The sequence below is a fragment of the Pseudomonas sp. Emmai genome (assembly GCF_055179735.1).
This window is the reverse complement of the sequence record NZ_CM143685.1, coordinates 4,039,871-4,052,237: the sequence shown is the minus strand read 5'-3', so window position 1 is coordinate 4,052,237 and position 12,367 is coordinate 4,039,871. Positions and strand designations below refer to the sequence as shown.

The following is a 12,367-nucleotide window of genomic DNA, read 5'->3' as shown; positions in this document are numbered from 1 at the left end:
GTGGCGACGATTCTTGAGCCAGGCGAAATCGAAGCGGCGGCGAGTTCTCCGCCGTTTCTGCATTTGCCACCGCGCAACCTGTTCACCCTGCGAGCGCGGGGGCTGGAGCGGTTGGCCGAGGGCCATCCGCTGGCCGATTACCTGCGGCTGGTCGCCGGGTTGTGCCATCTGCAACAGGACATGCTCGATGACCTGCCGGTTGATGAGATGCCCGACGCCGAGCGGTTGAGCGTCTGCCAGCAGCACGGTTTGCCGCCGTTCGCTGCTGACAGTCTGGTGCGCGAGACGGATTGGCTGCCGTTTCTGTACGCGCTGTTGCTGCGCTATAAGCCACCGCCCCAGGCGGCGGTCAAAAGCGCGATCAACACGCTGCTAGGGGCCAACCCCGGTGAGCTCAAGGCTTGGGCCGTTGCGTTGGTCAGCGGTCAATATTCGTTATTGCCTGCCGAAGTGGTGCCGTTTCTCGGCGCCGCCCTGCAAGTGGCGTGGAGCCACTGGTTGCTGGACACGCCGAACCTGGACCTCAAACCCGGCGACAGCCTCAGCCAATGCCCGGCCTGTGGTTCGCCGGCCATGGCGGGGGTGATTCGTCATCGCGGCAAGTTCAACGGTTTGCGTTATCTGGTGTGCTCGCTGTGTGCCTGTGAATGGCATGTGGTGCGGGTCAAGTGCGTGTATTGCGAGCAGAGCAAAGGCCTGGAATACGTCAGCCTCGACGATGATCGCCACGCGGCGGATCAGGCGCCGTTGCGTGCCGAAGTCTGTCCGGGCTGCAACAGCTACCTGAAATTGCTGTATCTGGAAAACGATGCTGAGGCTGAAGCCTTGTCCACCGACCTGACCAGCCTGTTGCTGGACATGCGGCTGGAGCAGGAAGGTTATCAGCGCCTGGCGCCGAATCTGTTGCTAGCCCCCGGAAGCGAATAAGCCCAGCGTCTACACTCAGGCGCGACGGTCCATTGCATTCGGGTGCTGCTGATGTCCAACCTGCGTCTGCCTTCCATCGACAGCCTATTGCGCCATCCGGCGTGCCAGCCGCTGGCCGAGCGCTATGGGCGCGAGGCGTTGCTCGCCAGTCTGCGACAGCTGCTGGATGACCTGCGCGAGCCGGTGTTGTCGGGGCAACTGGCGGCGGTCGAGATTGCGCCAGAAGTGTTGGCGGGCCGGGCCGGTGAACGGCTGGTTGCCCAGCATCGCAGCCATGTACGGCGGGTGTTCAACCTCACCGGGACCGTGCTGCATACCAACCTCGGACGGGCGTTGTTGCCGCAGGAAGCCATTGAAGCGGTGCAGATGGCGGCGCGGTATCCGATCAATCTTGAGTTTGATTTGCACAGCGGCAAGCGCGGTGACCGTGACGATTTGATCGAAGGCCTCATTCGCGAGTTGACCGGCGCCGAAGCGGTGACCGTGGTCAACAATAACGCGGCGGCGGTGCTGTTGACCCTCAACAGCCTCGGCGCACGCAAGGAAGGCATCATTTCCCGGGGTGAGTTGATCGAGATCGGCGGCGCGTTTCGCATTCCCGACATCATGGCCCGCGCCGGGGTGAAACTGGTTGAAGTCGGCACCACCAATCGCACCCACGCCAAAGACTATGAAGCCGCCATCGGCCTGCGCAGCGGGTTGATCATGCGCGTGCATGCGAGCAACTACGCGATCTCCGGTTTCACGACCAGCGTGCCGACGGCCGAACTGGCCGAGTTGGCGCACAAGCATGCGTTGCCGTTGCTAGAGGATTTGGGCAGCGGCAGTTTGCTGGACCTGACGCGCTGGGGCTTGCCGGCGGAACCGACGGTGCGTCAGGCGTTGCTCGACGGGGCGGATATCGTGACGTTTAGCGGCGATAAATTGTTGGGTGGTCCCCAGGCCGGGCTGATTGTCGGGCGCAAGGATTTGATCGCGAAGATCAAGAAGAACCCGCTGAAACGGGCGTTGCGGGTCGACAAGCTGACGTTGGCGGCGCTTGAGGCGGTGTTGGGGTTGTACCGCGACCCTGATCGATTGGCCGAGCGCTTGCCGAGTTTGCGTCTGCTGACCCGGACTCAGGCTGACATCCTCGCCCAGGCCGAACGTCTGCAACCTTCATTGGCCCAACGGCTGGGTGATGGCTGGAACGTCAGCGCGGTGCCGGCGCTGGGCATGATCGGCAGCGGCAGCCAACCGGTGGCGCGGTTGCCGAGCGGGGCGTTGTGCCTGCGGCCGCTGGTGTCCAAACGTCTGCGTGGGCGGTTGTTGCTTACGCTGGAAACGGCATTTCGCACCTTGCCGATTCCGGTGCTCGGGCGCATTGACGATGACGCCTTGTGGCTGGACCTGCGGCAACTGGACGACGAAGCGGCATGGCTGGCGCAACTCGATCAGTTGAACGGCGGGCAGGCGTGATCGTCGGTACGGCAGGGCACATCGACCACGGCAAGACGTTGTTGCTTGAGGCGTTGACCGGTCAGCAAGGGGATCGTCGCCGTGAGGAGCGGGAGCGGGGGATGACCATTGACCTCGGTTATCTCTACGCCGCCTTGGAGCCGGGTACGGCGTTGACCGGGTTTATCGATGTGCCGGGGCATGAGCGTTTCACCCACAACATGCTCGCGGGCGCGCAAGGGATTGATCTGGTGCTGTTGGTGGTGGCGGCGGATGACGGGGTGATGCCCCAGACCCGTGAGCATCTGGCGATTGTCGAGTTGCTGGGGATCCCTCGGGCGTTGGTGGCGATGACCAAGTGTGATCGGGTTGAACCGGGTCGAATCGAGGAAGTCCGGGCGCAGATCTCAATGCTGTTGGCGCCGGGGCCTTTTGCCGGTGCGCCGTTGATTGCGGTGTCGAGTGTGACGGGCGAGGGCGTTGCGACCCTGCGTGAAGCCTTGCTCGACGTGCAGAAAAACGTCCTTCAACGCAACATCCTTGGCGGCTTTCGCCTGGCGATTGATCGTGCCTTCAGCGTGGCCGGCGCGGGCATTGTGGTCACCGGCACGGCATTGTCCGGTGCCGTGAACGTGGGCGATACGTTGCTGCTCGGGCCGCAGGGGAAACCGGTGCGAGTGCGGGGCCTGCATGCGCAGAATCAAGCGGCCGACACTGCTTTCGCCGGGCAACGAGTCGCGCTGAATTTGAGCGCCGATCGCTTGAATCTGGAGCACATCCACCGTGGCCAATGGTTGCTGGCCGAGTGGCTGCATGCACCGACCCAGCGCCTGGACATCGAGATGCAACTGCTGCCCAGCGAAGCCACCGCATTCCAGCATTTCCACCCGGTGCACGTTCACCTCGGCACCCAGGACGTGACCGGACGTGTGGCGTTGCTGGAAGGTCCAAGCCTGGCCCCCGGCGAGCGGATGTTCGCGCAACTGCTGCTGAACGCGCCGGTGCACGCGGTGAAGGGCGATCCCTTGATCCTGCGCGACCAGAGCGCCCAACGCACCCTCGGCGGCGGCCGCGTGCTCGATCCATTTGCCCCGAGCCGCCAGCGCCGCAGCCCTGAACGACTGGCTCAACTGCAAGCCCTCGCCAGCACCGACAGCCTTGAAGCTGTCATACCTGCGCTGTTGGCCCACAGCGGCACCGGCCTCGATCCGCAACGCCTGGAGCGCCAGTTCAACCGTCCTCGCGATAGCTGGGTCTTGCCCGGCGAAGTGCGCCTGATCAACACCCGCCAAGGTCCGTTGTTGTTCAGCGCCGAACGCTGGGAATCTTTCAAGCCGCCACTGCTGGAACACCTTGCACGCTTCCACCAACTGGAGCCCGACCAAATGGGCCCGGACCGCGATCGCCTGCGTCGGTTCACCGGCACCGCGTTGGATCGCCCGACCTTCATCAGCCTGCTCGACGAATTGCTCGCCAGTGGCGCCCTCGTCAGCAGTGGACCGTGGCTGCATCTGCCCGATCATCAAGTGTGCTTGAGTGAGGATGACGAAACCTTGTGGCAGCAATTGCAGCCGACATTTGAAGCTGCCGGTTTCAATCCACCTTGGGTGCGTGACCTCGGCCATGACGAAGCGGTGGTGCGCGCGCTGCTGCGCAAAATGGCGCGATTGGGACTGCTGCACCAAGTGGTGCGCGATCTGTTTTATACCGACGCGGTGCTGCGGCAATTGGCGGCTATGCTGATGCAACTGGCCGGGGAAAACCCGGTGATCGAGGTTGTGGCGTTTCGCGATGCGGTGGGCCTGGGGCGCAAGCGCAGCGTGCAGATTCTCGAATACTTCGACCGGATCGGCCTGACCCGGCGTATCGGCGACCGTCGTCAGGTCCGCCTCGACAGTGCACTGGCCCAGGCCAACGAATAAGGAAGGCAATCGCGCCCGGTGGTGCGGCCGGGCTTCAAACCCGGTGGGGGACGGCATCCGTTCCCGGGCAGGTTCGACTCCGGCTGCCTTCCGCCAATTTCAGCGTGGCCCCAGTTCCTTGATCAGGAAATCAATGAACGTGCGGGTCTTCTGCGGCACCCGCCGTGCTGACGGGTAGACCGCGTTGATGGTGATCGGCGGTGCCTGCCATTCGCACAGCACCGGCACCAAACGACCGGCCGCCAACGCGTCTTCGACGATAAAGTCCGGGAGCAGGGCGATGCCCATGCCGGCTTCGGCGGCCTGGGCCAGCAGGTCGCCGTTGTTGGCGTGCAGCGGGCCGGTGACGTTGACCCGTTGCGTGTCCTTGCCGTTACTCAGTTGCAAGCTGACGCCGCTTTGCAGATAGCCGTAGTTCAGGCATTGGTGGGCGGTCAGGTCCTTCGGCACCTGGGGCGTGCCGGCCCGTTTCAGGTAGGCCGGTGAAGCGACCATGATCCGTGGCGCGGGGGCGATGAGCCGGGCGATCATCGATGAGTCCGGCATGCTCGCAATCCGCAAGGTCACATCAAAACCTCCGCGCACCGGGTCCACTTGCTGGTCACTCAGCACCAGCTGCAACTCGATGTTCGGGTGCTGCTCGTGGAACAGCGGAATCAGCGGCCCCAAGCGGCGCAGACCGAAGGACATCGGCGCGTTGATCCGCAGTACGCCGCGTAACTCTCCAATACCATCCCGCGCCCGTTGCTCGGCTTCGTCCAGCGAAGCAATCAGTTCCCGTGCCGCGTCGTAATACTCGGCGCCAGCCTCGGTCAGGTGCAGGCTGCGGGTGGTGCGTTGCAGCAATTGCACGCCGATGGCTTCTTCCAGTGCCTGAATCTGTTTGCTGACTTTGGAGCGCGGCACGTCCATTGCCCGGGCTGCGGCGGCGAAGCCGTTTTCACCGACGGTGACGATAAACGCGCGCATGCATTCGATACGATCCAAGACTGTCCCCAATTTGGAATCAATGATTCCCGATTCTAGGGAATTGTTCCTTTTATCGCTAGCGCCTAAATTAGCCACAAGCCGGCAGCAAACAACGGCTAACCCACTGAACAGAACTCATCGACATCAAAAGGAACTCGCCATGTCCATCCGTGAATTGCTCAACCCAACCAACTCCGCCCTGATCCTGATCGACCACCAGCCGCAGATGTCCTTTGGCGTGCAATCGATCGATCGCCAGACCCTGAAGAACAACACCGTGGCCCTGGCCAAGACGGCGAAGATCTTCAACGTGCCGACCATCCTGACTTCGGTGGAAACCGAAAGCTTCAGCGGTTTTATCTGGCCGGAATTGCTCGGTGTGTTCCCGGATCAACAGCCCATCGAGCGCACTTCGATGAACTCCTGGGAAGACAAGGCGCTGGTCGCCGCAGTGAAGGCCACCGGGCGCAAAAAACTGATCATGGCCGCGCTGTGGACCGAGGTCTGCCTGAACTTCCCGGCGCTGGAAGCCCTGGCCGAAGGCTACGAGGTGTACATCGTCACCGACGCCTCCGGCGGCACCACCAAGGAAGCGCATGACATGTCGGTGCAGCGGATGATTCAGGCCGGCGCGGTGCCGGTGACCTGGCAACAAGTGCTGCTCGAATACCAACGCGACTGGGCGCACAAAGAAACCTACGACGCGGTGATGGAACTGGTGCGCGAACACAGCGGCGCCTACGGCATGGGCGTGGATTACGCCTACACCATGGTGCACAAGGCACCGCAGCGGAAGGTTTAAATAACGATCGTCCACCGGCCCTGAGCCAGGCTCAGGGCCATGTGGCAGCCCAATCCCGCGACCGCCGCCATTCCCTGTAGGAGCGAGGCTTGCCCGCGAAAGCGTTGTGTCAGCCAGCATTAATGTCGTCTGACACGACGCCTTCGCGGCCAAGTCGGATCGCCGCACCGCTCGCTCCTACAGGGATTTGTGAGAATCAGAACGGCCCGAAGCTCAACGGGTACTGGACCACGACATAAACCCGGTCAATATCATCGCCCGCCTGGGCCGCGTTACCCCGGTGCGAGACATGGGATAGTTGCAGCGACAAGCCCTTGGCCGACCCTGACTGCACGACATAGCGCACATCGATATCCCGCTCCCAATGCTTGCCACCATCCCCTTGTTGCGGCACGTACCCGCCACTTTCCTCGTCGAACGGGTTATAGGCGCCGCCCTTGGGCGCGTGGGTGCCGTCGATGTTGCTGCCCCTTACATAACGGGTCATGAAGTTCAGCCCCGGAATGCCGAATTCACCCAAATCCAGGTCATAACGAGCCTGCCAGGAACGTTCATGGGCGCCGTTGAAATCGGCGTACTTGATCGAGTTGGCCAGGTAGATGGAGTCGCCACCGACGAAATCGAAGGGCGTGTCGCCGTTGATTTGCTGGTAGGCGAGGGTAAAGGCTTGGGCGCCGAGGGTGTATTTGCCCGACAGACTGTAGGCGGTGTTGTCGATTGCACCCGCCAATGCCCGGCCGGTGTCCTGCGTGTGGTACAGGTTCGCATCGAGAAAAATATCAGACTGCTTGAGGTGCAGATTGCCGTAGTACTGGTGCCAGGTGTCGCTCAGTTCGGAGGTATACAACGCACCGCCCACCGGGCTGTTGGTGAACAGGTCGGCCCCCAGGAAAGAAATTCCGCCGGCCTCGGTGTTGGCGCCGTAACCGAAAAAATCGCCCTTGCCCGATGAGCTGTCCTGGTTCTTGAACGCCGTGAAGTGCCCGGCCACCAGGTTGATGCCGTCGATTTCCCGACTGTTCATCAGAAAACCCGTGGCGTACTCCGGTTGCAAGCGTTTGTCCGACGTATCGAACACCGGGGTTTCTACGGTCATTTCACCGAATGCCAGGGTGGTGCGAGACGCCTTGACCTTGATCGCGCCGCCGCCACTGGAGTAGTTGCTGTCGCTGCGACCGTCATCATCCAGCGGCAGCAATCCAGTGCCTGAATGGCCTTTACCGCCATCGAGCTTGAGCCCGAAAAACCCGTGGGCGTCGAGGCCAAAACCAATCGCGCCATCGGTGAAACCGGATTCAAAGTTGCTGATAAACCCTTGAGCCCATTCGGCTTTGTAGCTTTTTCCAGAAGGCGAGGGCGTTCGATAGTCGCTGTTGAGATAGAAGTTGCGACTCAACACCCCGAGCGTCGCACCGTCCAGAAAACCTGTGGGCGCCGGTTCATCTGCCAGGGCCGTGCCGGTCAGCAGTATCGACAAGCACAGGCTGCGATTTAACAAAGAAGACGTCATGGATAGATCACCACCAAGGCAGCGACTGCGCAAGCAAGTCACGCAGTCGCCGTTGTTGCTTAATGGCCTTCGGACGCGCCGAACATGGTTTTGGCGTAGATCAGGCCCAAACCGTAGGAGCCGCCATTGGCGATGGAGGTTTTCACGGTTTCTTCGTAGGTCTCGCTGCGAGCCCAGTCGCGTTGCAGTTCCAACAGGTATTGCAGCGATGTCATCGGCCGGGCGCCGAGCTGGATCATGCGTTGAATCGCCATGTCATGGGCTTCGATCGACACATCGCCACAGGCATCGGCGATGAAGTACACCTCGAAACCCTGGTCCAGGGCTGACAGCGCCGGGCCAACGATGCACACCGAGGTCCAGAGCCCGGCGAGAACGATTTTCTGCTTGCCGAACTTGTTCACTTCAACAGCGATGCGCTCGTCTTCCCAGGTGTTCATGCTGGTGCGGTCGATCACGTTGTGTTCCGGGAACACCGACTTGATTTCATCGAAGATCGGTCCGGAAAAGCTCTTCTCGGCCACAGTGGTGAGAATGGTCGAAACCTTGAAGCCACGCGCAGCCTTGGCCACCAGCGCGGCGTTGTTGCGCAGGGTCACGGCATCGATGGACTTGGTCGCGAAGGACATCTGCGACTGGTGATCAATCATGATCAGGGTGTGGTCGGTCGGGGTCAGCAGGGTTTTGCCGGGAACTGCTTGTGCAATGGCCATCACGAGGTCCTTACGGGAGTGAGTGAAGGCTCATGGTTGCGCAGATTCGGCTGGGGATCTTGAGTGGGTGTGCTGTGTTTGTGTGTGGTATGAGCCCTGCGCGATGCAAGTTCATCGCGCAGGACGGCGGGTCATTGCATCACATACCGCCCCGGTGCCGACTCAATCGCCGGGAATTGGGCATTGCCGATGTGCAGCGCCGAAGGCTGGCGCTCCCCGGCGTGTTCGGCCAACCAGGCAAACCAGTCATTCCACCAGCTACCGGGATGTTGCTGGGCATTCATGAACCATGTGTCCGGTTTTTTGCTGATGCGGTTGTTGGTCCAGTAATGACGCTTCTGATTGGCCGGCGGGTTGATCACCCCGGCGATATGCCCCGAGGCGCCGAGCACAAAGCGCTTGGTCCCGCCGAGCAGTTCGGTGCTGGCGTAGGCGCTGCGCCACGGCACGATGTGGTCGTCGTGGGTGGCGAGGATGTACGCCGGCGCCTCGATGGCCCGCAGGTCGAGTTTGACCCCGCAGCAATCCAGCTCACCGGACTTCAAGTCGTTCTGCAAATACGTGTGACGCAAATACCAGCAATACATCGGGCCGGGCAGGTTGGTGCTGTCGTTGTTCCAGAACAGCAGGTCCAGGGCGACCGGCTTCTGGCCCTTGAGGTATTTGTCGACGTTGTAGTTCCACCACAAGTCATTGGGGCGCAGCAGGGAGAAGGTGTTGCCCATGTCCTCGCCCTTGAACAGGCCGATGGGGCCGTCCAGCCCGCCGATGGTGCGTTCGCGGTAGGCCACCAGTTTTTCGTCGACAAAGATGTCGATGGGGCCGGTGTCGAGGTAATCGAGGAATGTGGTCAACAGGCTGACGCTGGCGATGTCTTTATCGCCACGCGCGGCCAACACCGCCAGCGCCGTGCTCAACAGCGTGCCGCCGATACAGAAGCCGACGCAATTGGGTCGTTGCTCGCCGCTGATCTCGCGGGTCACTTGCAGGCCTTTGATGATGCCGGTTTCGATCAGGTCATCCCACGTGGTGTTGGCGTGGGCCTGGTCGAAGTTGCGCCAGGACATCAGAAACACCGGATGGCCTTGCTGCAACAGATGGCCGATCATCGAGTTGTCGGGGCGCAAATCGAGGATGTAGTACTTGTTGATCGACGGCGGCACCACGAACACCGGGCGCCGGTACTGGGTTTCGGTTTGCGGGTAGTACTGGATCAGCTGGAACAATTCGTTCTCGAACACCACTTCGCCGGGTGTTGTCGCCAGGTCCTCGCCGACCTTGAACGCATTGCTGTCGCACTGGCGCATCTTGCCTTCTTGCAGGTCGCTGGCCAGGTGCAGCAACCCCGTGAGCAGGCTGGCGCCCTGGGTATCGACTACCCGTTGTAACGCGTCAGGGTTACTCGCCAGGAAGTTGCTCGGCGCGCCGGCGGCGATGGCTTGCTCCACCAGGTACAGCAGGCGTTGGCGCGGTTTCTTGTCCTTGATCGGCAACTTGTCGAGCAGCTTCAGCAGAAAGCCGGCGTTGAGCAGGTAAAACGCGGCGAGTGAACCGAACAGCGGTTGGCTCCAGGCGCCGCTGGCGAAGCGTCGATCATCGAAGGTGAACGGCTGGCCGGTCATCAGGCGCTGGCCGAGGTCACCCCATTGCAGTTGATAGTCGGACTGCAGGCTGTCGAGGGTGCCACGGGGCAGGTCAAACCAGTCGTTGTATTCCTGCCCGGTGAACCACGGATTAGTGCTGACCCACAGGCGTAATTGTTGCACTGCAAAGGAGGCAATGAACGGAACCTGGCCAGACCAGTAAGTGTTGAAGGTGTGCGCGTTGTTATCCATGGAACTCCTTGCCCACAAAGGTCAACCGGGCAGAAAAAAGCGCGACACCGCGTACGGTGCCGCGTCATTAGCAAAGGCAAGCAGTTCGGTGTGACTAGCGCTCGATGACCAGGCTGACGCCTTGCCCGCCACCGATGCACAACGTGGCCAGGCCTTTATGGCCATCGCGACGAATCAGTTCGAACAACAGCGACACCAGAATCCGTGCCCCCGAGGCGCCGATCGGATGACCGAGGGCAATCGCACCGCCGTTGACGTTGACCTTGCTGGTGTCCCAGCCCAGTTCTTTGCCGACCGCCAGTGACTGCGCAGCGAAGGCTTCATTGGCTTCGATCAGGTCCAGGTCATCAAGGCTCCAGCCGGCCTTTTCCAGCGCCAGGCGGGTGGCCGGAACGGGGCCGATGCCCATGATCGACGGGTCAACGCCGGCACTGGCGTACGCCTTGATCCGCGCCAGGACCGGTAACCCCAAGGCTTGGGCCTTGGCGGCGCTGGCCAGCAACAGCACGGCGGCGCCGTCGTTGAGGGTCGACGAGTTGCCGGCGGTAACGCTGCCGTCTTTCTGGAACGCCGGCTTCAGCTTGCCCAGGGACTGGGCGCTGCTGTCCGCTCGTGGCTGTTCATCGGTGTCGAAGGCCAGCGGTTCGCCCTTGCGCTGGGGAATCAGGATCGGGGTGATTTCACGCTTGAAGTACCCGGCTTCGATGGCCGCTGCGGCTTTCTGCTGCGAGGCGGCGGCGAAGGTGTCCTGTTGCTCACGGGTGACACTGTATTTCTCAGCCAGATTCTCTGCGGTGATGCCCATGTGGTAGTCGTTGAAGGCATCCCACAAACCGTCCTGAATCACGCTGTCTTGCAGTTGCGCATGGCCCAGGCGCAAACCGGTGCGGGCCTTGGGCAGGACGTAAGGCGCCAGGCTCATGTTTTCCTGGCCGCCGGCAATCACCAGTTCGGCGTCACCACAGCGGATGGCCTGGACCGCCAGTTGCACAGCCTTGAGCCCGGAGCCACAGACTTTGTTCAGGGTCATGGCTGGGGTGGTGAAGGGCAGGCCGGCCTTGATCGCGGTCTGGCGTGCCGGGTTCTGTCCGGCACCGGCGCTGAGCACCTGGCCGAGGATCACTTCATCGATCTGTTCGCCGTTGATACCGGTCTGTTCCAGCAAGCGGCGAATCAGCGCCGCACCCAGTTCGGTGGCCGGAATCGCGGACAAGGCACCCTGGAAGCTGCCAATGGCGGTACGAGTAGCGGCAACGATTACGACTTCGTTCATGCGTGACCTCATTAAGAATGTGTCGAACGGCAGCAGGGCCTCCTTGCCCTGCACGGGTTACTGCATATTCATGCCGCCGTTGACCGAGAAGTCGGCACCGGTGCTGTAGGCCGACTCATCGGACGCCAGCCAGGCGACGATGGAGGCGATTTCTTCCGGTTGGCCGAGGCGACCGACTGGTGTGGCGGCGATCATGCTGTCGAGGATGTCCGGGCGAATGGCCGCGGTCATGCTGGTCTGGATGTAGCCCGGCGACACGGTATTGACGGTCACGCCCTTGCCCGACACTTCCCGCGCCAGGGCCATGGTGAAGCCGTGGATACCGGCCTTGGCCGCGCTGTAGTTGGTCTGGCCGAACTGGCCGCGCTGGCCGTTGATGGACGAGATGTTGATGATCCGGCCCCAGCCTTTGCTCAACATGCCTTCAATCACCTGTTTGGTGGTGTTGAACATGCCGCTGAGGTTGGTGCCGATCACCGCGTTCCAGTCTTCGGGGGTGAGCTTGCGGAACGAGGCATCCCGGGTGATGCCGGCGTTGTTGACCAGCACGTCCACCGGACCGTACGTCTCCTTGACCCACTCAAACGCCGCGCGAGTTGACTCCCAGTCGGTGATGTCACCGTAGACAAAATGGAACTCGAACCCGGCTGCCGACTGGGCGGCGGCCCATTCTTCCTTGCGGCTGGAATTGGCGCTGCAGCCCACCACCACCTTGAAGCCTTCCTGGTAAAGACGCTGGCTGATCGCCGTACCAATCCCACCCATACCGCCGGTTACCAACGCAATACGACCAAGCGACTTCATAGACTTCTTCCTTTTATTATTTTGCGCTGCAAGATGGGAGGATTGTTCGGCATGGGTGGGGGCTGGGGAAGTGTTGTGAGGTGACTGTTTGGTGTCCAACGACGCCAGAAGTCGCTAAAAGCGACGAGTACCTATACTGGGATCAACACTCGACACTGAACGGCCCAATATTCTT

At 61.6% G+C, this 12,367-nt stretch carries 10 protein-coding genes and 1 tRNA gene; 5 read left to right on the top strand and 6 right to left on the bottom strand.

Features of this window, described 5'->3' with window-relative positions; translation table 11 throughout:
• The 4 genes from fdhE to ACY4LX_RS18720 all read left to right on the top strand — a co-directional run bounded on the left by fdhE (position 1) and on the right by ACY4LX_RS18720 (position 4,382).
• Positions 1–927, top strand: a complete 927-nt coding sequence (gene fdhE, locus ACY4LX_RS18735; RefSeq protein ID WP_463257394.1) for a formate dehydrogenase accessory protein FdhE — start codon at positions 1–3, stop codon at positions 925–927.
• A gap of 51 nt (positions 928–978) precedes the next feature.
• Entirely contained in the window at positions 979–2,385 is a 1,407-nt protein-coding gene (gene selA, locus ACY4LX_RS18730; RefSeq protein ID WP_149660391.1) for an L-seryl-tRNA(Sec) selenium transferase, read from the top strand.
• Positions 2,382–4,286 carry a selenocysteine-specific translation elongation factor gene (selB, locus tag ACY4LX_RS18725; RefSeq protein WP_463260621.1) on the top strand — a complete coding sequence of 635 codons (1,905 nt, stop codon included), beginning with the start codon at positions 2,382–2,384 and terminating at the stop codon, positions 4,284–4,286. The genes selA and selB overlap by 4 nt, the downstream gene beginning before the upstream one ends.
• A tRNA-Sec gene (locus tag ACY4LX_RS18720) sits at positions 4,287–4,382 on the top strand.
• A gap of 3 nt (positions 4,383–4,385) precedes the next feature.
• Here ACY4LX_RS18720 and ACY4LX_RS18715 read toward each other — a convergent pair.
• Positions 4,386–5,273, bottom strand: a complete 888-nt coding sequence (locus ACY4LX_RS18715) for a LysR family transcriptional regulator (RefSeq protein ID WP_463257393.1) — start codon at positions 5,271–5,273, stop codon at positions 4,386–4,388.
• A 142-nt stretch (positions 5,274–5,415) separates the two neighbouring features.
• On the opposite strand from ACY4LX_RS18715, the gene ACY4LX_RS18710 reads away from it, so the two are divergent.
• The gene (locus ACY4LX_RS18710; protein ID WP_149660393.1) at positions 5,416–6,057 is read left to right on the top strand and encodes a hydrolase; all 642 of its coding nucleotides are present in this window, start codon (positions 5,416–5,418) and stop codon (positions 6,055–6,057) included.
• Between the two features lie 196 nt (positions 6,058–6,253).
• Here ACY4LX_RS18710 and ACY4LX_RS18705 read toward each other — a convergent pair whose 3' ends face one another.
• The 5 genes from ACY4LX_RS18705 to phbB form a co-directional block, all read right to left on the bottom strand.
• Positions 6,254–7,567 (bottom strand): OprD family porin, encoded by a 1,314-nt coding sequence (locus ACY4LX_RS18705; protein ID WP_463257392.1) that lies wholly within the window; start codon positions 7,565–7,567, stop codon positions 6,254–6,256.
• Between the two features lie 59 nt (positions 7,568–7,626).
• On the bottom strand, positions 7,627–8,280 hold the full coding sequence (locus ACY4LX_RS18700) for a hydrolase (RefSeq protein ID WP_463257391.1): 654 nt from the start codon (positions 8,278–8,280) through the stop codon (positions 7,627–7,629).
• A 131-nt stretch (positions 8,281–8,411) separates the two neighbouring features.
• Complete coding sequence (phaC, locus tag ACY4LX_RS18695; protein WP_149660395.1) at positions 8,412–10,115, bottom strand: class I poly(R)-hydroxyalkanoic acid synthase; 1,704 nt, start codon at positions 10,113–10,115, stop codon at positions 8,412–8,414.
• 94 nt (positions 10,116–10,209) lie between these two features.
• Complete coding sequence (locus tag ACY4LX_RS18690; protein WP_149660396.1) at positions 10,210–11,388, bottom strand: acetyl-CoA C-acetyltransferase; 1,179 nt, start codon at positions 11,386–11,388, stop codon at positions 10,210–10,212.
• Between the two features lie 57 nt (positions 11,389–11,445).
• Positions 11,446–12,192, bottom strand: coding sequence for an acetoacetyl-CoA reductase (gene phbB, locus ACY4LX_RS18685; RefSeq protein WP_149660397.1), 747 nt, complete (start codon positions 12,190–12,192; stop codon positions 11,446–11,448).
• Positions 12,193–12,367: the final 175 nt, after the last annotated feature.